Source organism: Paenibacillus marchantiophytorum (genome assembly GCF_014640555.1).
GTDB lineage: Bacteria > Bacillota > Bacilli > Paenibacillales > NBRC-103111 > Paenibacillus_E > Paenibacillus_E marchantiophytorum.
Genome location: NZ_BMHE01000011.1, coordinates 111,945 through 135,661 on the forward strand (window position 1 = coordinate 111,945; position 23,717 = coordinate 135,661).

General features: G+C 47.4%; 15 protein-coding genes. 2 read left to right on the forward strand and 13 right to left on the reverse strand.

The window, feature by feature from the left end; all coding sequences use genetic code 11:
- Nucleotides 1–133: 133 nt before the first annotated feature.
- The 13 genes from tatA to IEY34_RS13455 form a co-directional block, all read right to left on the reverse strand.
- Nucleotides 134–346: a twin-arginine translocase TatA/TatE family subunit gene (gene tatA, locus IEY34_RS13395; RefSeq protein ID WP_189012305.1), complete on the reverse strand. Its 213-nt coding sequence runs from the start codon at nt 344–346 to the stop codon at nt 134–136.
- Between the two features lie 40 nt (nt 347–386).
- A complete protein-coding gene (locus tag IEY34_RS13400; RefSeq protein WP_189012307.1) occupies nt 387–1,766 on the reverse strand; it encodes an extracellular solute-binding protein in 1,380 nt (459 codons plus the stop codon).
- A gap of 121 nt (nt 1,767–1,887) precedes the next feature.
- The gene (locus IEY34_RS13405) at nt 1,888–4,299 is read right to left on the reverse strand and encodes a peptidase C14 (protein ID WP_189012309.1); all 2,412 of its coding nucleotides are present in this window, start codon (nt 4,297–4,299) and stop codon (nt 1,888–1,890) included.
- A 191-nt stretch (nt 4,300–4,490) separates the two neighbouring features.
- Nucleotides 4,491–6,092 (reverse strand): type 2 periplasmic-binding domain-containing protein, encoded by a 1,602-nt coding sequence (locus IEY34_RS13410; RefSeq protein ID WP_189012311.1) that lies wholly within the window; start codon nt 6,090–6,092, stop codon nt 4,491–4,493.
- 175 nt (nt 6,093–6,267) lie between these two features.
- Nucleotides 6,268–7,155 (reverse strand): carbohydrate ABC transporter permease, encoded by an 888-nt coding sequence (locus tag IEY34_RS13415; protein WP_189012313.1) that lies wholly within the window; start codon nt 7,153–7,155, stop codon nt 6,268–6,270.
- A gap of 13 nt (nt 7,156–7,168) precedes the next feature.
- Entirely contained in the window at nt 7,169–8,128 is a 960-nt protein-coding gene (locus tag IEY34_RS13420) for an ABC transporter permease (RefSeq protein WP_189012316.1), read from the reverse strand.
- Between the two features lie 39 nt (nt 8,129–8,167).
- Entirely contained in the window at nt 8,168–9,172 is a 1,005-nt protein-coding gene (locus tag IEY34_RS13425) for a zinc-dependent alcohol dehydrogenase (protein ID WP_229757636.1), read from the reverse strand.
- 299 nt (nt 9,173–9,471) lie between these two features.
- Complete coding sequence (locus IEY34_RS13430) at nt 9,472–11,562, reverse strand: putative phage tail protein (protein ID WP_189012318.1); 2,091 nt, start codon at nt 11,560–11,562, stop codon at nt 9,472–9,474.
- Nucleotides 11,563–11,617: 55 nt separating this feature from the next.
- On the reverse strand, nt 11,618–12,766 hold the full coding sequence (locus tag IEY34_RS13435; RefSeq protein WP_189012321.1) for a GNAT family N-acetyltransferase: 1,149 nt from the start codon (nt 12,764–12,766) through the stop codon (nt 11,618–11,620).
- Nucleotides 12,767–13,047: 281 nt separating this feature from the next.
- Nucleotides 13,048–14,250 (reverse strand): multidrug effflux MFS transporter, encoded by a 1,203-nt coding sequence (locus tag IEY34_RS13440; protein ID WP_189012323.1) that lies wholly within the window; start codon nt 14,248–14,250, stop codon nt 13,048–13,050.
- Nucleotides 14,251–14,425: 175 nt separating this feature from the next.
- Complete coding sequence (locus tag IEY34_RS13445; protein ID WP_189012324.1) at nt 14,426–16,900, reverse strand: SGBP N-terminal domain-containing protein; 2,475 nt, start codon at nt 16,898–16,900, stop codon at nt 14,426–14,428.
- 877 nt (nt 16,901–17,777) lie between these two features.
- Nucleotides 17,778–18,776 carry a type I glyceraldehyde-3-phosphate dehydrogenase gene (locus tag IEY34_RS13450; RefSeq protein WP_189012326.1) on the reverse strand — a complete coding sequence of 333 codons (999 nt, stop codon included), beginning with the start codon at nt 18,774–18,776 and terminating at the stop codon, nt 17,778–17,780.
- A gap of 1,689 nt (nt 18,777–20,465) precedes the next feature.
- The gene (locus IEY34_RS13455; protein ID WP_189012328.1) at nt 20,466–21,365 is read right to left on the reverse strand and encodes a helix-turn-helix domain-containing protein; all 900 of its coding nucleotides are present in this window, start codon (nt 21,363–21,365) and stop codon (nt 20,466–20,468) included.
- A 139-nt stretch (nt 21,366–21,504) separates the two neighbouring features.
- On the opposite strand from IEY34_RS13455, the gene IEY34_RS13460 reads away from it, so the two are divergent.
- Together IEY34_RS13460 and IEY34_RS13465 are read left to right on the forward strand one after the other, a co-directional pair.
- Nucleotides 21,505–22,515: a Gfo/Idh/MocA family protein gene (locus IEY34_RS13460; protein ID WP_189012330.1), complete on the forward strand. Its 1,011-nt coding sequence runs from the start codon at nt 21,505–21,507 to the stop codon at nt 22,513–22,515.
- Complete coding sequence (locus tag IEY34_RS13465; protein ID WP_189012332.1) at nt 22,512–23,498, forward strand: Gfo/Idh/MocA family protein; 987 nt, start codon at nt 22,512–22,514, stop codon at nt 23,496–23,498. The genes IEY34_RS13460 and IEY34_RS13465 overlap by 4 nt, the downstream gene beginning before the upstream one ends.
- The last annotated feature ends 219 nt before the right edge of the window (nt 23,499–23,717 follow it).

Consider the following 23,717-nt stretch of genomic DNA (forward strand, 5'->3'; position numbering starts at 1 on the left):
AACAATATATAGAACAACATTCCATATATTAATTGAATCACACTGAACTTATAGCCAAAAAAAAGATCGTAATCATCCGGCATCCTTTGCCTTCGTGAAAACGATCTATGCTCTTGCATGATTCAAAAGCTAATTAACGCCTGTTGACATCGTCAGCAGAAGACTCCTTGCGAGGCTGTGCCTGTGATTGCGGATCATCAGGCCCCAGTAATTCCTTGGTTCCGTTTTTAAATTCCTTCAAGGTCTTGCCGAACGCCCGACCTAATTCCGGCAGTTTGCTGGGCCCGAACAAGACAAGAGCCGTTATAAGCAATAACAGAATGGTTGAAGCACTAAAATGCGGCACCTAACTTCCCCCTCTTGGTTACGGTTCAAATAGCTGCTATTTATGTTGTACTAAGCGTAAGGCGCTCCTCGATTTGCGCGCACAAAGCCTCTTCCGTTTCCAAACCTGCCCAATACATCTTCAATTCCTGGTTAATCTCGGACAACTCTCTTGCACTAATGGCCAAATCCGTGAAATATCTAAAACCCGGAATCGTTTCGCGAAACAGCGAAAATCGGGAAGGCAGGTACCGCTTTTCTTCCCCAACCCATTCAGCGGCTGATTTTCTGGCAGGAAGACTATAGGTATGCTGCCGAACGAATAGCTGCGCTTTCGTGCTCGTTAGAAATTCGACCAGCTTGACGGCGGCGTCTTTGACGTTCGACTGACGGTTGACAGCAAGCCCCGTGTTAAGCAGCATGGTCATCGGCGTGCCGAAGTGCGGCACAGGCGCGACGTCAAAGGACAGCCGCTCACCGAGCAAATAGTTCAAGTAAAAATAACTGGTCATAATCATCGACGCTTTGCCCTTAGCCAAGAGCAGTTCCGATTCGCCTGTCGTAATCCCTTCTGACAGGGAGGGAATACTGTGTTTCATCTCCCCGCAGTAGCGAAGCGCATCCATCATCGGCGTTCCGGCAAGTTTAAGCCGACCGTCTTCATGCCTCTCGAACTTTTTACCGGTTTGCAACAGCAGTAAAGGCCAACGATTAGATGAATACAAGTCGCAATGAAAACCAAGCCGTTCATTTGGAATGGCCAGCTTTGACGAATATTCGATCAAGTCCTTCCATTGCCAACTGCTATCCGGTTCGGACAAATTCGCCGCTTGAAAATGCTCACGGTTATAGCACAGAATGAGTGGGGAGAAAATGAACGGCTGCACAAGCTGGCGGCCCTCCACCTGAAAGGCATCTGACAAGAACGCATACAGCTCTGGATTCCGTTCCATCGGCTCCAGCAGTCCTTCGTCTCCATTTTCCGCGCATTCCTGAAAATTCTTGAAGTTCATCATCACCACGTCAAGCAGGCCGCTGGACAAGTACTCGCTGATATAACCGTAATTGTTGCTGGAGGTAGGCACAGCTTGTACCCGAATATGCGGGTTTTCCTTTTGAAAGATGGCGAGCAGCCTGTGCAAATCGGCTTCGCCAGTTACGGAGCTATGGAAGCCTAGCTTCACAGTAACGAAGGCGCCGTCCGGTGGACCGACAACCTTGGTGCCGACGCGCGGTATTTTCTCAATCAACCCTTCTGCGACAAGAACTTCGAGCCCTTTGCGCACAGATTGGTTGCTCAAAAAGAATTGCGCAGCGAACGTCTTCTCAGAAGGCAGATATTCCCCCACCGCCCGCTTTCCTGTCAATATGTCTTCCCGCAGCGTACTGACGAGTTCGCTTAACCGTTCACGGGACGTCTTGCGTATTGTCCGTTCTTCCATCGTTAGACCTCATTTCCATCCGATACACTGTCAAGATCAGGAAGCAACAGTCCCTTCCTGCATCTGCATTGCTAATTTTATTATAGCCATGTTCCACCATTACCTGTCAATGTACTTGGGATTAGGAAAACAAAAAATTTCCAGCAGTATGCTTCACCGTATCACTTTCTGGCGGAAGCGCTGTCCGGTTAACCCCTTCTTCCACACAAGACGCCATCAAGAAGTAAGTCCCGCTGCCTGCGTTAGTTTCCGTCACATACTTCCCTCCAATAAAACGGGAACCGATCGCTTTCCATTTGTTCACGCCGTCCTGCATATGGAAATGCGCCATATTCACATCGGCAGCGCTACTCGTCAAGTTTCCGAAGTTCCAAGTCATCACGTTAGTCGGGTCTACGCTCTTCAAGAACGCTCGCTCGCTATTGGTCCCGCTGAATACTGCTCCGCCATCGATCGTAATCGACTGATCCGGCTTATTCTTGGCGTTATTCACATCGCCCACTTTATCCCAAGCGCCCGTGAACAAGAAGCAGCAATCCACGAGCCCGCCGCCCTGCATGATGATTTCACGGGTTCCTACCCTAACCGTACCACCCGTCTGAGGCAGCCCCTTGAACCACGTATTAACAAGCGTCAGCTTATTGATGCTCCCGAGGTTGACGTCTTCGATGTTATAGAATTCGCTGTTAAGTATCGTCAATTCCCCATTGCTTGGCGTATACCCTACCTGCGTCGTTCCCGTACGGATCGGACGGGCGATTTCGTATCCCTTGAGCATGCCGAAGGAACAGCTGTCGATGATGTTTCTCCTTTTTCCGCGAGACGAGCCCTTCGAAATCGTAACCATCTCTTCCGCCGTGCAGCCTCGCATTTGCAACCCATCCATATTGACCCAGAAGGAACCGGAATTGGCCATCTTCACACCAGGTTTCGTATACGTTACGACCGCATGACAATCCTCAAGCGTCAGATCCGTTAAGCGCTTGCTCGCGACGATCCGGGAAGCGATATGCTTCTTCACCGTCACCCGCTTGGCGCTGTCTCCCCAAGTCGTGCCGCTGTTCGCGAACGACAGCAGTCCTGAGTTGTTCAGATAAGTCAGATCGTGCTCATATTGCCCATGGGTAACGAACGGGCCGTATTCGTCGCCGTCACCGTGACAATTTTCCACCAGACTATAGGCTGCACATGTAAAATCGTTCAAATGCCGAGCGTTGCTCGTATTGCAGTCCCTGACATGCCCGTACAGCACGTTGAGCTGTTGCGTCAAATAGCCGGTACCGCCCCAGTCGCGTTCTTCCGGGTTCATCAATTGGCAGCGCTCCGTCACGTAATGAGTGTTGTATCTCCGCATGACGACTGGCCAGAACACCTTGGTCGCCTTAATCCCCGATGCGTCGCATTCGACGGCGAACTCGTAGGCAACTGGATTCGATCCTATCTGATCCCATGTGGGGAACGGTCTAACACTTGTACCATTGGGAGGCACCGGTATGCCGATAAAATGCATATTGCGAACGTGGCAGCGGCAAGCAGGGTTAACTTTTTTGTAAGTAATCAGCCGTCCCTTGGCAAGCAGCCAGCCCAACTTGTAATTGAACCGAACATGCGTGGCATCGCAAATTTCCGTTACTTTGATCAAATAGTCAAGTTCACGCTGCGCGCCGCCGGCTGCATTGTTTTTGATCTGGGCATGCCACCAGCTCTCCACCTCAAAAATCGACGAATCAGCAACTTCAAATATATCGGAGTACTCCTGTAAGTCTTGCGTCAGTGTTACCGTTTGCGCGATTCCCGTTACTACCCCTTGGAAAAACATCACAGCGCCGAACGGATTATCCAGCGTGTTCAACTCCATGCCTTCGGTCGTCACAGTGTGACCGTGGAAATCAATTTCTATATCGCTGCGATGGAACACATGACGCTTCACGAAGTTCAAATCCGAGTACGCCTCAACCCGGTGGATCGAAGGATCATTGATCAGCATCTCGAGCGCATCATCGGCATTCTTCTTCACATCGAATATGCCGAACCAGCGAAAGTCGCCAACCCCATTATGTACGACTTCGAAACAACCCTCTGTCTTTGGCGGCTTCCGTCCCATGCTATCGTCATTCTGTTCGCGCCCTTTGCCGCCTTTGATCGGCTTGTGGACCGTACCGCCGTTATCCGCTTTGGTACTGCCTGCCACAAAGCGAACAAGCTTGGCGCCTCCGTCACCGTTCTTGTAGTAGCCGCCGACAAACACATAGAGGCCGTCATCCAATTGGCCGGAAGGGAGTGACTTAAGCTCCTCCACGTTGCTGACTCGCAGCACTTGATTCCCTTGGCTGCTGTTGCTGAACTTCTCGTTGTCTGCTGATGCGATACGAGGAACCAAAGCGCTTCCAGCCAGCATCGCACCGCCAATCCCTAACGTTGCCAGCATCTTTCGTCTACTGATTGCTTCGCCCGCTTTACCTGTTGCTTGATTCGCCTCGCCAGTTACGTTCGTCGCATTCGATTTCCCTTTTTTATCAGTCAGGAAAAACATCGTTCAACAACTCCATTTCGCAAAGGGTTTAGGTAAGCTCGCCTGAAGATCACGTTCTAGGAACAGCAGTCCCTACCCACGATCATACGCGGGGTTGGAGCCTGCCGCAGTGAGGAACGTCTAAATGGTCAGACTAGCGAACATCTGGAAACTCCGCTAGTCTGACCATCGTGCCGTACAACGTTTACGTATTAGTTTTCTGCTTTGAACTTGATCGTTTTGCCTTTGGCTGCTGTAGCAAGCTCAGCATAGTTGTCAAAAATTGCCTTGCCGCCGAATTTCGTCATGATTTCTTGACGGTATTGCGGCCAATTGGATGCATCCTTGTCTTTATACACAACTTGGATATGCAGTTCATTCATTCGTTTGCGCATTGCGCCCAAATCCATGCCTTCCTTAACAGTCAGAGCCGTGCCGACAGAAGGTAGAATTTTGTAACTGTTGATTTTCTCCACGATTTTCTTATCGCGCTCCGTAATTTTCGGATCGACGACATTCAGCCCGAACACCTCCGGTTTGCGCGGTGTAAACCAGCCATAGATTTCAATGAAGTTATTGTTGTCGATTACGTCTTTTTTGTAAGCATCTTGATTCACTTCAATTGTCTTGCCGTTGCGCTTATAATGAACGCCTTCTTTGCCGTAACGGGTCAGCAGAAATCCTTCTTCGCCAGCCAGCCAGTCGAGAATTTCAATGGAACGCTGTACTTTGGCATCGGAAGTCTTGGAACTGATCAAGAAAGGATTGCCTGGAATCGTCTCGACCCATGTGCCGGTTTTTTCCCATGGATGAAACGGCTCCCAATCCGCCGTCGTTTGACCTGCTTGCTTGGATTTCATTTGGAGGCCTGCCGGATTGTTGTCGAAGGCCAGGTCTCTGCCTTGACCGATCACGATACCCGCTTTGCCCTGCGCCGCTTTATCAAAGTGCTGCCCGTATTTGTTGAGGAACCAATCCGGATCGACAACTTTCAGATCCAGTAGTTTCTTAATATCTGTAAGCACATTTTGCATGCGGATATCGCTGCGGACGTCGATGAATTGATCGCCGTCGACATAGGTGTCTCCGACCAAGCCATTTTGCAGGAATTCCGGGAAATCCATGGAAACGCTGGCGCCGCTGCCTGCAGCCGTAAAGCCGTAGGTGTCGTTCTTGCCGTTGCCATCCGGATCATTGAACGTGAAGGCTTTCATAACATTAACGAGTTCGTCGTAATTCGTCGGCATTTTCAAATTCAACTTGTCAAGCCAATCTTTCCGAATATAGAAGGTCCGATAATAGTTCGTTTCATAAGGAACAGGCGCACGTTTAAACGCGCTTTGCACTTGGTATGATTTCAAGTTAGCTTCGGTTACCCAATTTTTGAAATAGTTCGGCATTTTCTCAGGTGTAACAATGCCCGTCAAGTCGCGGGCCACGCCGTCACGGATATAGTTGTTGGAAGGGACGCCCTCGGCATAGAAGAGGTCCGGAATGTCGCCGGAAGCGATCATCGTATTCAACTTATTGGTGTAGTCTTGACCAAGCGGCAAGTAAGTCATTTTCAGAGTGACATTGAACTTCTCTTCGATTGCACTCTTCACGAAATCTTTATCTGCGGCAGGAAGTTGGGAACTTGCATCTGCGATAACCGTCCATTTCAGATCCAGCTTTTCCTTCTTAGCGCCCGGACTGGAAGAAACGCCGGTCTTCCCTGCCGGTGACGATGAAGCACCTTCTTTGGCGTCCGAACATGCAGCAAGCAAGAGTGAAGAAGCCAACAATACAGTCGTTACTTTTGAAAACGTTCTCAAACCAATGACCCCCCTATTCGATTTCGAAGAATTAGATTCCTTTTACCATCAAGCCATTATCTTACGTCCGTCAATTCATCTGAATCGTTTGCTCGTCAAACCCACACACATTGCCCTCAAGGTTCACCTCCCGTAAGTAATAAACTGTTCCTGAAAAACAAGGCCGCTGTCAGATTTACCCTTTGACGGCACCCAACAGCATGCCCTTAACGAAATATTTTTGCAAAAACGGATATACGATCAACACGGGTACAATCGCTACGACTACAGTAGCCATTTTAATCGTTTCTGGCGGCATCGTATTCAGCGCAGATTGCGGTACGGCCAGTTCCTGACTGATAGCCGGCGACACAATCATGTTGCGCAGCACGACCTGCAGCGGATACAGACTGCGATCATTCAAATACATGACCCCGCCGAAGTACGCATTCCAATGATTCACACCATAGAATAAGCCGAGTGTTGCCATGATCGGCAGCGAGAGCGGCAGCACAATGCGAGTCAGCGTGCCGATATCGCTGCAGCCGTCTACCTTCGCCGCTTCCTCAATCTCATACGGCAGACCTTCGAAGAAAGTTTTCATAATCAGAATATTGAACGATGACACGAGACCCGGAATAATGAGCGCCCAGACGGTATTCATCAAACCGGTTGCCTTAACGGTTAAATAAATGGGGATAATCCCCCCCGAGAACAACATCGTAAACACGATGCCCATCAGCACGATATTGCGTCCTGGCAGAAATTTCTTCGATAATGGATACGCCAGCATCGTCGTAATCGCCAGGTTGCACGCCGTACCGACGACCGTGATAAAGACTGTCACTTGCAGCGCTTTGGGAACTGTATTGCTGGAGAAAATCGTTTTGAACGCCTCGAACGTGACGGAATGCGGGAAAATGATGAAACCGCCGTTCTTGAGCACTTCCTTATATGGCGTGATCGCCATGACGAAAACAAAGTAAATCGGGAACAGCGTTGCCAAACAGAATATCGCCAGTACCGTATAAAGAACGGCATCTACAACACGGTCTGATTTGGTTTTTTTAAGTATGAATGGCATTGCGATGCCTCCTTTACCAGATGCCGGACCCGCCGACTTTTTTGGCTAATTTGTTCGCTCCTATCACGAGCACAAGACCGATGACTGATTTGAACACACCCATCGCCGCGGGAACACTGAATTCCATCTGCTCAATCCCGCGCCTGAAAATATATGTATCGAGAATGTCTCCCACATCGTAAACTCGGGCGTTCAGGAAAATGTAGACTTGCTCGAAGCCGGCATCCATAATATGCCCGATTCGCAAGATTAGCAGCAAGATGAACACTTCTCGGATGCCTGGCAGCGTAATATGCCACAGCTGCCGCCAACGCCCCGCGCCGTCGACCACGGCCGCTTCATACAATTCGTGATTGATCGAGGACAGCGCGGCCAAATAGATGATCGCTCCAAAACCGGTGCTCTTCCAAATATCCGACGTGACCAGCAGCGAGCGGAAATAATCCGAATTGGCAAGTACATCCAGATCTCCCCAACCCATATCGCGGAAGAACGTTGTAACTAGCCCCGCTCCAGGAGCAAAGAAGGAAAAGACAAGTCCATACACGATAATCCACGATAAGAAATGCGGTCCATAGGTAATCGTCTGCACGACCCTTTTGAACCATGGCGCGCGAATCTCATTGAGGATAAGCGCCAGCATTACGTCAGGCAGCATGTTGAATAAAATACGGTATACACTGATCAGAATCGTATTGCGCATCAGACTAGGAAATTCCGGCGACGAGAAGATCGTCCGAAAATTATCAAAGCCGACCCATTCGCTGCCCCACATGCCCTTCAACAGGTTGTATTTCTTGAATGCGATTACGAGCCCGAACATCGGCACATAATGATAAACGATGTAATAGGCGATTCCCGGAACCATAAGCATATACAGCCATTTATAACGGAGAAATGTTTTCCAGATCGTTGGGATTATCCGTTTTTTGACCGTAGGGTCACCAGAAATCGCATTCACATTTGCTCCCATATTCTACCTCCTTCATCGTTGGTGAATGTGATCCTTACCTTAAGCAGGTTTAAGCTTGCCGTGACGAACAACAATCCCCATCGATTGCTGCGGCTTTTCCAGACAGCTTTGATACATGGAAGGCAGCTCATCAAGCGCACATTCATTCGTGATGAGCGATTGCATATCGATCCGTTTCTCCGCGATTAAGCGTAAGAATTCTCCCATATTCCTGCCTTCTGTCCATCGCACGTAACCAAGCGGATAATCGACTCCTTGCTGCTCATACGTATGCTCATAGCGGCCAGGGCCGCCCGCCCGCGAGATGTGCACACTCGCTTCTTTCATAAAAAGCAGATCCCGATCGAATTCCGTCCCGGTATCTCCGACTATTACGACGCGCCCACGATCGCGAAGCCAGCCGATCGCATCATCCACCATACTATGTTTCCGGCTGCTTGCACAAAGCATAACAGCATCTGCCCCAAGCCAGGAAGGGTCCGATTCAACAAGGCGCCTAAGCTCATCTTGTGAGCGGCAAGCTTTGGCTCCGATTGCTTCAAGCGCGCGACAGCGCTCCTCCATCAGCTCCAGTCCAATCACCCGGTAGCTCGCAGCATGCGCAATACGGGCGATTACCTGCCCTAATATGCCAAGCCCTGCAATGATCATCGCTTCCCCGAAACTCAAACTAGCTTGACGCAGGGCATGAATCGCAATCGCTCCAATGCCGACGAATGCTGCTTCCTGCAGCGTGACACCTTCCGGTATCGACGTTACTAAATGTTTCGGCACGAGCAGGAACTCTCTGTGGGCAGGCACCCCGTAGCAAGCGACTTTTTGCCCTGGAACAACGTGAGTTACTCCTTCTCCTACCTCCTCAACAATCCCGCTTGCGCTGTATCCCAAATTAGCATCCCCGCTATTTTGTATCATCATCAGCTCGGTACCTACACTTACAACGGAATATTCCGTTTTCACTTTGACGAATTGAGGTATCATCTCCGGGGGTGGAAGCTCTAATAATTGCGCCGAACCATTTATGCCTTTAACTGCTCTCATCATGCTTACCTCTTTCTGGTTTGTATCTGATTTAATAACTGCACTAGAAACCAAACTAACTTTGATTTGTGATTTGTTTCTGATTCATTTTTTATTATAAATAGGCTAAATATGATTGTCAATCTTTTTTGTTTTTGCAATCGCTTTCAATGTTAGATTATATGACGTATATTATTTATTACATTACATTAACCTAACACGTAAAACCGGACCTGTGACTAGAATATCCGGGACCGAGCCGCAAGGATACACGTTAAAACAAGAAAGAAGCCCGCCTATTAACAGGCAGACTCCAACGATAATTAAGCAATGATTATGTTTCCTGCCTCATGTTTGATTAGATGACTTTCCGCCGGCAGCGAGGATCGATCGACCCTATCTTCTATGCAAGCCGTCATAAGCATATACGAATCACGGCTGAATGCCCCTTCCGCAACAGCGTATTTGCCGCCAGAAAACCGGGAGCCTATGGCTCTCATTTTATTACTGCCGCCTTGAATATGAAAGTGCGCAGTATCAGCATCAAGGGCTGCACTATCACAATCGCCGAGAATCCATGTCATGATTCCTGCCGCATTCCTGTTCCTCAGATAAGCCTTATCTGCATTCGCGCCCCGAAATGACGTGCCTCCATCTATCGTAATGGACTGGTTGTTCGTTCCGGTCAGCTCAATACCGGAATTTTCAAAACCACCGCCATGAATCACCACCTCATCAGAACAGATCTGAATCGGACTCGCTTCAGGAGAAGCGCCGACAAACCACGTGTTCGTCAGCCTCAGACGCTTGATGCTTCCGACTAAATTCCCATCGACGTTGTGAAAATGGCAATTCAACATGACGAAATCGCTTGAGACTGGGCCAAATCCAGCATTCGCAACTCCGGGAAGCCTCGCCATTTCCCCGTTCTTGGTCATCCCGAAGGCGCAGCCGTCAGCCAAATTACTGCGCTTCGAGCGCGATGAACTTTGCGAAAGGGTCAGCATCGTGTCCGCTGTGCAGCCCCTCATTTGCAAACCATCGGCATTTGCCCATATCGTACCGGAATCGACCAGCCCTTCCTTGTAAACGGCATGAACATCCTCTAGCGTTAAATCGGTTATGCGCTTATGCGCTACCACTCGTGAACCGACATGCTTTGTGACAGTGATTCGCTTGGCACTATCTCCCCAGGTTGTACCGCTGTTGGCGAACGAGAGCAAACCCGAATTCCCAACAAATGTGAGATCATGCTCATACTGTCCATGAGTAACGAACGAGCCATGTTCATCGCCATCGCCGTGGCAGTTCTCAACCATACAATAGCCCGCACATGTGAAATCGTTCAAATGTCTTGCGTTGCTTGTATGGCAATCACGAACATGCCCATACAGCACGTTCAGCTGCTGCGTCAGATAACCGGTCCCGCCCCAAATCACTTCCTCAGGGTTCGTCAGCCTGCATCGCTCCGTCACATAGTGAGTGCAGTACCGCCGCTCAACAACTGGCCAGAATACCTTCGTCGCCGTAATATCAGCAACATTGCACGCAACGGCAAACTCGTAGGCGATCGGATTTGAACCCAGCTGATCCCAGTTCTCCGATGGCTTCTCGCTTGTTGAACCATTATCCGGCACGGGGACGCCGACGAAATTCATGTTCCGCACATGACTGCGGAAGACAGGATTCATCTTCATGAACGTGATTTCTCGCCCCGCAGCAAGGGACCAGCCAAGCTTGTAATTAACCCGGACGTGGCTGCCATCGATGATTTCTGTAATCTGCAGCAGGTAGTCCAGCTCCCGCTGCGCACTGCCTGCCGGATTATTCTTCACTCTTACTTTCCACCAGTCATCCACCGCAAAAAGGGTCGAATCCAACACCTCCAGAGTATCGGTTTGCTCCGGAAGATCAGCGGAAAGTGTAAGGATTTGCGTTTCGCCGGATACCTTTCCCTGGAAGAATATCACCGCTCCGAACGGGTTAGCTGGCGTATTTAACTCAACACCTTCCGTGGTGACGGTATGCCCGCCAAAATTAAGTTCAATGTCGCTGCGGTCATACGTATGTCGTCGAACAAAATTTAGATCTGTATGCGCCTCAATCAAATGAATCGAGCCGTCATTGACCATTGCATCCATGGCATCGTCCGCATTCACTGTCGCATCCATAATGCCGAACCACCTGTAGTCGCCCACCCCGCGATGAACGGTTTCCCAGCGTCCGCTGCCGCCTGTGCGAGGATCATGAATCGTCCCGCCATTATCGGTATTATTGCTGCTCGCCATCCATCGTACAAGCTTGCAGCCGCCATCCCCCTTTTCATAATAGCCTTCTACATACACAAGCTGACCATCATCCATAGGATGCGGTTTACAGGCAAGCAGCTCCTCCAAGTTGGAAAGTTGAATCATAATCATGACCTCCTGCTCTTAATGGTTTTCTAAACCAATGTATCAGATGAGTGTTTCAAACAAAATTCAACCCTCCGGCATGCGGAAAAGGAACAGGGAACAACTGGCCTAATAATCCCTTCAAAGGTTCTGGAACAGGGATGTCAGCTTCCGGATCGAACAAAACAGCTACAAGTTCTTCCTCTCTCAAAGCGAACGCTTCCACACCATCCACAAGGAGAATAGTCCCGCCGCTGGCGCCGGATCGGCGAAAGCTCAGTCTGGATGCAGCCATCGGCGCCTTCTCCGCCAAATAAGGCAGTAGCTCGCTGAACAATCGTTCCGGATCAATGATCTGTGCAGTGCCATGATTCCTCATTTTCTTATGGGGGAAATCAGCCAATACCTTCAACAGCCTGGTTTCGTGCCACAGTACCGGAACTTCCAGAACATCAAGATGCCGCTCGCGCAAAACATGACCACAAACAGATGCCACTGCTTCCGCACTGCCGCCCCATTCCACCACAAAAGGAGCTTCTTCCTTAACATCATCCCCCTCTGAGGGCACCGCAATGACAACATAGGCAGCAATCTCATCCGATTCGAAAGCCGCAAACACAGCATGCTGCATATGATAACAGCTGGCGATGGCTTCGCTAGCGATCAAAGCTGCAAGTTCAGACACCCCCTGCTCATACCTTACAGGACGAGTTCTGGCTACTCCATGAAGTCGGAACAGATCTTCTGAACCAATTCGCCCAACTGTGAAGTTGGAACTAGCAGCAAGCGATGGCAACTTCTCGTCTTTTGCGGATATTATAAATCTTGTCACCCTGCCATAATAATGGCAGCCACTGCGCATATAGAGCGGACCATCACCAGAAACTAGCATCATGCTTGCTCCAATGCGATCGGCATGAGCCAACACTTCGCCAAGCATCGCAGAAGCGATCTTCTTTCCCCGATAGCTCGGAGTTGTACACACGGAACCAAGGGAAACCACATTCAGATTAGCAGCTCCAATGCGTATAATCGAAGGAACTAATCCCATGAAAGCAACAAGTCTCTCCCCCTCAAATGCACCGAAGGATTGCCCGAGGCGACCGTCGAATGCACTCGGGAACGCTCTCAACATAGAAGCCTGCTTAGCATCGCGAAACGTTTCATCAGCCAGTTGAACCGCCTGCGCCATTTCGCGTTCACTCATTGTACGTATCTCAATCATGAGATATCCTCCTTGAAAACTTGTAGTCTTCCACCACTCTGGTTTCTTTCTGATTTATTAATATAATATTAAAACATAAATTAAACCACCTAGTTTGTTTCAGGTTTATTTTATGTCAATAATCAGTCAATTCCAACCCGTTGTCAACCTTTTTTTCCACACATCCATTAAACAATAGCGTTATTTAAAGCGTTTCAACAGATGTAACGCAAAAAGAGCAAAGCCAAGCTTTTATCAGCTTGAACTTTACTCTTTCCTAGCGCTTGATTTGAACTACTATCCTAGGCTGCACCACCTGGGCTTCTTCTTACGAGTAAGAAGTACGCCAACATCGCTGCAACGCTCGTCAATAAAATAATTACGCCCAGCGGAACGGCTGTGTCTTCACCCGCGATGCCGACAAGCGGTGAGACGACTGCACCAAGCAAGAAGGGAATGACCCCTAGCAGGGCAGCGGCGCTGCCCGCCATATTAGCTTGGCTCTCCATTGCCAGCGGGAATGCTGCCGTAGATGTGATGCCGATTGCCGCCACGAAGAAAAACAGCGGAATTACCAATGCGAAAAGCGGTCCATGGACGATGGCTACCACCAAGACAACGACACTCGCCAAACAAGCAAGCCCTAAGCCGAACAACAGAAACGCATGCTCGGATACACGATGCGACATCCTCCCTACCAGCTGAGAGCCGATGATTAGGCTGATGCCGTTCGATCCAAACAAAAGAGCGAATACGGTCGGCGATGCCCCATAAATATTTTGATAAATAAAGGGCGTTCCTGAAACATACGCGAAGACACCCGCGATCATAATACCCTGTGCCAGCATGTAGCCGACAAACTTGCGATCTCGCAAGAGCAATCCATAGTTCCGCAGCTGCTCCACGAAGTTGCTGGGCCTGCGGCGATCTGCTGGCAGAGTCTCCTGCAGCTTCCATTTGGTCATCATCAATAAGTAGATTCCCAGCAGTGACAGCGCTACAAATACGCCGATCCAAGAAGTGAAAGAAAGAATGCCACTACCGGTAACCGGCGCCACAAGCGGACCCAAATTACCTACAAGCAGGAGCAGCGAGAAAAACTTGGTCAACTCGTGACCACTATACAGATCGCGTGCGATCGCGCGGGAAATGACAATGCCCGCCGAAGCGGCAAAACCCTGCACGAAGCGGAATGCGATCAACAGCCCGATATTGGGCGAAAATGCGCAAGCTAACGAAGCGACGACATAAACAGCCATGGAGATCAGCAGCGGATTACGTCTACCGTGGACATCGCTCAGCGAACCCATGACGAGCTGGCCGATGCCGAGTCCGAGTAGACAAGCGGTTAAGCTGAGCTGTACCAGCGAAGCTGTTGTACCGAATTGCTTTACAATCTCCGGGAACGCCGGTAAATACATATCGATCGTAAAAGGCCCGAGTGTCGAAAATAAACCGAGCAGCATAGCTAGTCTAAACACATGCTGATTGTTCTTGTTGGTCATAGTAAATAGAATCTCCTATTCTTCGTTCCGTATCCGCAGACTCTTTATCTCTGTTGGTCAAGTCTGTTTTTCATCTTAACACATCTGTACAGATTTCGACAACAGTTTAGTTCTACCAACTCGAAAAGAAAACAAGATCAAGCTGCAATAGCAACCTGATCTTGTCACAATCAACCTATTTAAACTGTTCAAGCAAAGATTTTACACCAGGATTCAGACTCAGCGCACGTAGGATAATAGTCAAAGCTTCTGCTCTAGTAGAAGATCCGTTAGGAGCAAAGGTGTTAGCGTCACGCCCTTCAACTAAACCAGAGGAGGCAGCAGCTTCAATCTCTTTGGCATTCCAAGAACTTCCTACATCCCTAAAAGAAGCAGCTTGGTGTTTTTCTGTCGCATTTAAATCGATTAAACGCCCTAAAATGGCAATGATTTCTGCTCGAGAAATGGTTTTATCCGGTTTAAACATACCATCTTCATATCCCGTTATGATTCCGTTTGAGGAAAGAGCTGCAATGGCTTTATTCGCCCAGTGATCTTTCACATCTTTCAATAAAGCGGATTTGTCCGCAGCTTCGATGTGAAATACTTTAGCTATAATAACTGCAAATTCTGCACGTGTGATGCTGGCATCCGGTTTAAACGTATTGTCTTCATAGCCCGATATAACGCCAAGTTTTATAAAAAGATCAATATTAGATTTGCTCCAGTGCTTGTTCACATCAGAGAATTCGGTATTGTTTGATTTCCTTTTTGCTTCTTCCATTTTGCCTTTTATGAACTCCTCGACCTTGGCAAGGTTAACCACTGAAGTGAAAACAGCTGTTGGTTGTTTCGTTGGAGGTGCTGTGTCTATGCTTGGAGACGAAACTTGACCTTCCGAAGAATTATGATCTGGCAGTTGCGCCGTAACTTTAATCGTAACGAGATAATCTTTGAAGGTAGCATCTTCCGCGTAAACCGCATAGGTGACAGGGCTCCGGAAATCTTGTTCGGTACTGCCGCTGATTTGATCAAGAAGACCAACTTTTGCTTTGGTGCCTGTAATCGCAAAGGTTGGAATTAATTCAGAAACATTCGTCCCATAAGGAACAGTCAGCGATACGGTTTGATTATTTTGATCTATAACCCCATTGAGTTGCGGAGTCGTTAGTCCAAAAGAAGTCATATCCTTCGCAGGATTCAACGCCCTATTCAGAATCAAAGTGTAGGGTGCTGCAGCATTCTCAGAGTCTACCGCATAAATGGTTGGTGATAGACTAATATCATTTTCAGTAACACCTGATTGTTGAACAATGCCATTGATTTTAATGTGGTCTGCGTTTGTTGTGTAGACAGCCTTTGTTGCACTTAAATCAGTGCCATAAGGAATTTGGAAGGAAATCGTTTTATTGACCTCATCAATGACACCATGAACTTGAATCGGGTAGTTTAAATCATAGGAAATTATTTGTTTTTGAAGCTCTACGGATACTACATAATCTTGCGTTAATCCATTTTCAGCAAAAACCGTATACGTTACTGGTTGTGAAAAGTTATTAATGCTTAGATCCGAAATTTGGAGTTGGTTGCCAACTCTTACAGATTGACCATTGGCGGTAAAGTTGGCAGTTTGATTAGCACGGTCATAGCCTGTTGGTACTTGTACCGCTATCGTATGATTTGCTTCATTTACAATACCATCCACACCACCAACGTTAAACGTCAGCAGTTGTTTCGTTGATCTTGCATTTTGAGGCGCTTCATTGACGGTTACCAAATAATCTTGATCTTCTAATCCCTCATCCAACACGGTATAAATGATAGGTGTAGTAAAATTACGTGCTTCTTCTCCACTAATTTGTTGTTGCCCATATATTTGAACCATATAACCTGTGGTCACGAAAACAGGCACTAAAGCTGCTCGGTTCGTTCCATAAGGAACTGTAATTGAAATGGTTTTACTGGACTCATCAATAATTCCGGTTGCAGGAAGGGATGCTAAAGCAAAATAAGTGAACTCTTTTGCCTTACTGAGCACTCTTTGTATTTGGACAGTAACCAAGTAATTGCGTGAGCTTCCGTCATCCGCGACCACCGTGTACATAATGGGTTGCGTAAAGTCCTGTGCGGTTGAGCCACTTGTTTGAACAACCCCATTTACTTGTACCGAAGCTCCGTCTGTTGTAAAAGAAGGCTTCAATTGCGTTAGGTCTGTGCCCTGCGGGACAGTGAGAAATACGGCGTAAGCTTCGTCATCAATCAGGCCCATTGCCGGTGGGTTGGTTAAATTAAAAGTTGTGATAGACTTCAAATTACTCGGCCCAATGATCACAGTTACCGTGTAATCTTGTGTACTATTATCCTCCGCAACGACTGTTAATACGACAGGATTCGTATAGTTAGTACGCGTCATTTCGCTCGTATGATTAATGACAGATGCTCCCGAAATCGTAAATGATTCAAACATATTATTAACGGCGGATCGGTAAGGAACGGTCACGCTAATCGTATGGTTACTCTCATCAATCACACCTGGATTACCTTCTACAGAAAACGAAAGAAATGCCTTGTTTGAACTTACATTACTGGCAAAAATCGCTTGTGGAAACACACTTAAAACCAAGCTTATAACTAGAAATAGCCCTGCTAATCTTTTGAAATTTCTTAACAACCTTTTCAGCCCCCATTTTTCTTCTAGTCAATTCTAGCTTGAATTGACATGACTTCACTGTAATGTCATGTGTTATATTCTCGCAACATTCGACATTATCCTCTATTTCCCGACAAGCACTCCTAGTCTTGAGATAAAAAGCATAGATCACCTATTTCCGTAATTATACGGAATATTAACCTCTCCGCGGATCGTAGATTCGCTATTTCGCGCAAACTGCCTCAAACTGCCCAGTTTTGGGCGTAGCACAGTGAAATAGCGGAAGCACGTTCCACGCTAGCGAAAGCTGCGCTGCCAGATAGGCAGTTTGCATTGGAGAAATCCAGTGAAATCCTCTATTTCACAATCAAGATCCCGATTACATTGGATAAATACAATGTAAATCTCCAAATTGGCCCTTGGGAGCCGATTTCAAGTAAAACCATTGGACTAATCCAATCAAAGCTTGATTTCAACCGTCTTCAAGCTGATTTCATTGGAAATATCCAATGAGGTTCTTGATTACTTAGTGGTGCAATGAGCAGCAGAAGCCAGTTGAGAGTTGAAATGTGCGGTAAGCGAGGCCTTAGGTTTGAGGAACAGCCAGGGGAATCGTAGATTCGCTATATCCGCGGATTGGGGGCTTCTAGCTCCACAAACACCTTAATAACGAACTGTAGTTCCGCGAGATCACTTTTTAACCATTTTGTTCACAAATAGAGCATCTACGATTCGTATGGCTGGGGCTGGGGCTGGGGCTGGGGCTGGGCTAGGACTGGGCCTGGGCCTTAATGGAAATGTGACTGCAACTTATGCGCGGCTGCCGCACAAATGAAAAACCGGCAAAGCCAAACCTTTGCCGGTTGTCAACGTGACTGGTTATGGTAAAACTTCGTGGCTACTGCTTAGCCAGATGCGCGGCAACTTCCGCCAACCGCGAGGCATAGCCCCATTCATTATCGTACCAAGTGGCAATGGACAAGATCTCGCCTTGAACTTGTGTGTGAGGAAGATCAATGATGGAGGAATGAGAATCTCCGACGATCCGTGAAGATGCCCACTCGCCTTCCAAAACATCAAGCACGTTCTTCAGTTCGCCCTCTTTAGCTGCTGATCGGAACATATCGTTCACCTGCTGTACGGTACATGGCTTTTCTGTAATTAAATTTAGTTCAGCAATACTTCCCGTACGCGTAGGAATCCGATAGGCTTTCCCCGTAATCTGCAGGTCCGGCCAAATAAATTTAAGTGCTTTAGCCGCACCAGAGGAAGAAGGAATAATATTTTCTGCTGCCGCCCAGGAATCCCTGCGATCCTTCATCGGCTGGTCCGTGAGCGACTGCGTGTTCGTATAAGAATGCACCGTAGAGAATAACCCGTACTTAATTCCAAAATTCTCTTTTACGAGTTTAACGACAGGCGCCAACGCATTCGTCGTACAGCTCGCCATGCTGATGATTTTATGTTTGTCTGGATCGAAACTATCCAAATTGATGCCTTTAAGCAATACCGCATCGCAATCTTCCAGGCTTTTGCTTGGTCCGCTAACCAGCACTCGTTTCGCACCACGATCCAAATGGATTTGCGCAACCGGACGAGTCACTGCTCTTCCTGTACAGTCAATGACAAGATCTACACCAAGAGCTTTCCAGTCAGGTACTTCCTTGAGCGAGTTTATATAGGGTATTTCGCGTCCTCCAATGACAATGACGCCATCTTGAGAGGAGACCTCTTCCGGCCAACGCTTGTAGTTCGTATCGACTTCAAATAATGCAGTCAGCGTAGCTTCATCTTTAATATCTGAAATGGAAAGAGGGACAAATAATTTGTCCTGCAATGCAACGCGAAGCAACTGCCTGCCGATACGTCCAAAACCAAAGATAGCAATTTTACTCATGATTATGTCCAACTCCTATCATTTTTCAACATATTCCCCCAAAAGTAACGATATCATATCCATTCGGCTCTGTATATACGAGGAGACAAGCCAGCATCGGCAGATTTAACGCAATTTTACAGCGTTAAAGTGGCCTGCTGAGGCTGAAGCATGGTTGTAACGCTTTAAATCGAGTTTACAGCGGGAAAAGCGGTTGGAGCGCGTCAGCAATTGCAGATTTAACGCTGTTTTACAGTGTTAAAGTAGCCGGCCCGAGGCGGAAGAGCAGCGATAACGCTGTAAAACACGCTACAGCTGCTGCCTCCGCTGTAACACTGTTTTTCAACCTTATATGCACCTGATTCGATGCTGTCGTGCACAAGTTCCTGCTGTAAAGCTGTTTTCCCGCCTTACAGATGATTCCAATGTATAAATCCAATCCAACAGCCTCGATGGGCGGCCAAATTCACGATTACATTGGATTTATCCAATGTAATGAGGTTCCTCATGCGGTCTGGTGCGGAATCTTGAAGTTAGCTAGTTTAGACAGATGGTTGGGAGAACGCTGAAAGTAGATGCAAGGGAAAGTAGCTGAATCACTCGGACCGTGCGGCCGCACGTCCAATATCTAAGCAACGGCTCACGTTTTTGATTGGATAAATCCAATCTAAAAACCGTATAGACAGTTAAATTCGTATCTACATTGGATTTATCCAATGTTATCTGATAAAAAACGCCATATAAGCGGCAGATTCGAGGATTCCAATGGATAAATCCAATCCAACAGCCCCTTGGGCGGCCAAATTCACGATTACATTGGATTTATCCAATGTAATGAGGTTTCTCATACTATTCTTATTAGGTTTTTTGAAAAGCTTCTGCTCAAAGAGCTCTTATTTGAGCGAAAAGCGGCCGTCTTACACGAATAGCAGTCCTTGGGGACCCTTATCAGAAGGCATAGCCAACCATACTCTCGATATGGATTGCCGGAAGGCATTTCCCGCTATATCTGACATTAAGAAAAACCTTGCCTGCGCGGCTATGAACCTTGACGCAAGCCCCCTTACGAACTCAACACCCTTTATTCGAACAAAATCGTTCATTCTGAAAATTTAACGAATGCCGGACGCGCTATTTCAAGCAAGCGTTCCTTTTTCCGCCTTGAATCTGCTCGTTAGCGCCAATACAGTTCATTAGATCGCCAAAGCAGCTATTTTCTCGTCTATAAGCATCATACAGTTCAATACATGTCCTGGGAGGCAGCAAAGTAACAAGAAGTCTACATGGACATCAATTAATAGGGGGAAGCTTCGCTCACCCCAAACCCAAATAAGAAAACGGCTTCGCCGCCCTAATAGATCAGTCTCTTCTTAGCGGCAAAACCTTGTAAGGGAACTAAAGGACGCTAATTAGGAAAAAGTAGGGATGCGTGGGTAATAGCGGAACTACAGGATCTTATTTCCACGAAAACGTTGAAAATTTCCATGAAACGGCAAAATAGCGTACTGTAGTTCCCTCACCCTACCGAAAATGACACCTTTAGCTCGAATAGCGCATCGTAGTTCCTTTACTTCCGCGAGAGACAGTTGGTGTTTTATCAGATAAATAGAAAATGCCTTTAAAATATTAATTCCAATGCGTGACACCGTAGAAAAGACCAATGGTAGCCATAATCGGAGCAGATAGTGGTAATAATACAAAACTTGCTTCCTATTCACTTGGTTTAACTTGGCTTTCCACACACATTTTATGAAGATATTGTTTAGGCGTACACCCATTGAAACGTTTGAACAGTTCATAGAAATGCGCCATATTTTCTATGCCTACTGACTCAGCAATCTCGCCTACACTGCGGGTTTCGGTGACGAGCATCCGCTCCGCTTTCGAGATCCGTTTGCGATTAACGTAATCTATAAATGATGATCCCATTTTCTTTTTAAAATATTTGGAGAAATAAGAATAGCTCATGCCAGCAAGCTGGCTCACTGCTCCCAGGTCTATTTTCTCTGTCAGATGGTCATCGACATAAGCGGCAAGTGATCGAATGATATCAACATCGGCATCCACATTGACATGCGTCGTCAGCACCTCACGATTGTCGTGGCGAAGCAGCAGCAGGAGCAGATGTTTCATATGCATGCTGACTGCGATTTCAAAACCTTTATTTTGATCCATAACTTCATTATGTGTTTCTGTGATAATCCGTCCAATGTCTTTCCTCGCCTGTTCGTTCTCCCGGAAAATGTAATTCAGCTCTTCCAATGGCTGAAATATTTCCAGGAAATGCCGATAGTACATCATCATAGCCGGATCGAAATAAGGCTGCAGGTCTATATGCAGCACGATATAGACGAGATCCTGATCGCCGATCTTCCGTCCTCTATGCAGTTGGGAAGAGCCGATCACCATAACATCCCCAGCATTTAACAAGTAGGTATGGTTAGGGGTTTGAATTTCATGTCTCCCCTCCTCAACCAAAATGAACTCAACTTCTTTATGATAATGCCAGGCATTCCCGTGCTGCTGCTCTTGACCAGATTGAATAAATCTCCAGACTTTCATGCATAACGAAGCGTTTTGATAAGGTATCGGTTCTTTAAAAATTTCCACTGCTTTAAGCACCACACTTTCGATAATCACAAATATGGATATAAAAAGAATAAATGTCCGCATATACGGTATCCAGCAATATGTATATCATATATCTTAGTTAAACATTTTTATACTAGGAAGCAAGGAGTGAATTTGCATGAAAGTAGCCATTGTCGGTTGCGGGGGTATGGGAAATGTACACGCCCTCAGTTATATGAACATGCCGAATGTAACGCTGGTTGGCGTTTGCGATGTAGATTTCGAGTTAGCACAAGAACTATCGATGAAAACAGGTGCAGCGGCTTATCATTCCTTTGAAGCTATGCTGAACGAAACTGACTTCGATGTTGTCAGCGTGACTTTGCCAAGCTTCTTGCATAAAGAGTATACATTGAAAGCGGCGCAAGCCGGCAAACATGTGATTTGCGAAAAGCCGCTTGCGCTTAATTTGGAAGACGCTGCAGCCATGATCCAAAGCTGCGAACAGAATGGCGTTCATCTTTTTGTCGGACATGTCGTTCGCTTTTTCCCCGAATATGTTCAAATGAAGCAAGCCATCGATGAGGGCAAGCTGGGTCGAGTCGGCGTCGTTCACGCCAAACGCATAGGCTCTCACCCTGGGGATGTCAAACCTTGGTTTAAGGATGCCGATAAAAGCGGCGGCGTCATTGCCGATCTCATGATCCACGATATTGATTTTCTACGTTGGGCGGTCGGTGACGTGAAGTCCGTTTACGGCTTGAACCACCGGGTAAATGAGATGGACTACGCACTGGTCACTCTGGTTTTTGAGAACGGCGCCGTTGCCAATCTAGAAGCATTCTGGGGATATCATGGCCCGTTCCAAACCGCTGTAGAAATTGCCGGCAGCAAAGGGCTTATCCGTAGCGATAGCCAGAAAAGCAGCTCCTTGCAGATCTGCAAAGCGCCTTCCAGTTCGGAAGAAAGACGTTTCGCAGAAGTTCCGCAAAGTCCAGGGTTCTCCAGTCCTTATGAACTGGAATTAGCCCATTTCATTCAGTGCATCCGCGAGGGAAGCGAGCCTATCGTTTCGGCTAACGATGCTTATAAAGCATTAGAGATTACCATGGCTGCGCTCGAGTCGGTACAGACGGGAAAATCTGTTTACCTACAGCCAAGTCCGCAGCTCGGGGAGGAGACAGCATGAAGAAATTAAAAGTAGGGATAATCAGCTTTGCCCACGGCCATGCATACTCATACTTGGAATCGCTCAGAGCCATGTCGAATGTCGAAATCACTGGCATCGCTGACGAGATCCAGAGCCGCGTAGAAAAGGTAACAACCGAATATGGAATTCCCTATTATGCCAATTATGAGGATTTGCTCGCCACCGATCTTGATGCAGTCGTTATTTGTTCGGAAAACGTTCATCACGCCAAGCTCACAATAGCAGCGGCACAAGCAGGCAAGCACGTGCTTTGTGAAAAGCCGCTCGGCCTTTCCCTTACCGAAATGGAAGCTATGATTTCCGCATGCCAAGAGAACGGCGTTCAACTTATGACAGCTTTTCCTTGCCGATATTTGGCTTCCGTGATGAAAGCGAAGGAAGCCATCGACCAAGGTGAGATCGGGGATATCGTAGCGATCAAGGGAACCAATCGCGGTTCGCTTCCTTCCGGTTGGTTCCTCCAATCCGAGTTATCCGGCGGCGGTGCCTTGTTGGATCATACCGTTCATGTGATGGACTTGATGAATTGGTTTACCCAATCGGACGTGAAGGAAGTATACGCTTATTCAGCCACATTATTTAATGAAGACATTACTATCGACGATGCTGGCATGATTCATGTCAAGTTCGCCAATGGGGTCATTGGCGTCTTGGATACAAGCTGGTCACGGAATTCGTCATTTCCTACTTGGGGAGATGTAACGATGACGATCATCGGTACCAAAGGCACGATTGCAGTTGATGGTTTTGCTCAAAAGAACGAATTATATAGTGAAGCTAACGGAAAAGGTGTCTGGACTTTCTGGGGAGACTCTATGGACGAATACTTAGTGAAGGGATTCGTTCTTGCGCTGCTGAACGGCGAGCAGGTGCCGATTACTGGAAAAGATGGCTTGCGTTCGACTATTGTTGCTTTAGCTGGATACGAATCCGTAAAACTGGGGCAACCGGTTTTGCTGTAGGGCAGATATGAGGATGCACAATTAACATATTTGAACAAATAGAGGCTGCTCTAGGTTTTCAACCTGGAGACAGCCTCTACTTCTAATTGGTGCCGCATCTATTCAATATACGGTGATATTGCCCCAAAAAAACGCGCCGCATCAAGCTTTCACGGGTTTCGCAGTTTTTTTCCCAAGCCGAGTAAGCTTACATGACATGTAAATTTTGGTTGCTCTATT

Excerpts from the sequence above, each read along its gene's own strand:
- IEY34_RS13435 (WP_189012321.1), bottom strand. The coding sequence starts at position 12,766 with ATGATTGAGATACGTACAATGAGTGAACGCGAAATGGCGCAGGCGGTT.
- IEY34_RS13420 (WP_189012316.1), bottom strand. The coding sequence starts at position 8,128 with ATGGGAGCAAATGTGAATGCGATTTCTGGTGACCCTACGGTCAAAAAA.
- IEY34_RS13415 (WP_189012313.1), bottom strand. The coding sequence starts at position 7,155 with ATGCCATTCATACTTAAAAAAACCAAATCAGACCGTGTTGTAGATGCC.
- IEY34_RS13450 (WP_189012326.1), bottom strand. The coding sequence starts at position 18,776 with ATGAGTAAAATTGCTATCTTTGGTTTTGGACGTATCGGCAGGCAGTTG.
- IEY34_RS13460 (WP_189012330.1), top strand. The coding sequence starts at position 21,505 with ATGAAAGTAGCCATTGTCGGTTGCGGGGGTATGGGAAATGTACACGCC.
- IEY34_RS13430 (WP_189012318.1), bottom strand. The coding sequence starts at position 11,562 with ATGATTCAACTTTCCAACTTGGAGGAGCTGCTTGCCTGTAAACCGCAT.
- IEY34_RS13440 (WP_189012323.1), bottom strand. The coding sequence starts at position 14,250 with ATGACCAACAAGAACAATCAGCATGTGTTTAGACTAGCTATGCTGCTC.
- IEY34_RS13405 (WP_189012309.1), bottom strand. The coding sequence starts at position 4,299 with ATGTTTTTCCTGACTGATAAAAAAGGGAAATCGAATGCGACGAACGTA.
- IEY34_RS13400 (WP_189012307.1), bottom strand. The coding sequence starts at position 1,766 with ATGGAAGAACGGACAATACGCAAGACGTCCCGTGAACGGTTAAGCGAA.
- IEY34_RS13465 (WP_189012332.1), top strand. The coding sequence starts at position 22,512 with ATGAAGAAATTAAAAGTAGGGATAATCAGCTTTGCCCACGGCCATGCA.
- IEY34_RS13425 (WP_229757636.1), bottom strand. The coding sequence starts at position 9,172 with ATGATGAGAGCAGTTAAAGGCATAAATGGTTCGGCGCAATTATTAGAG.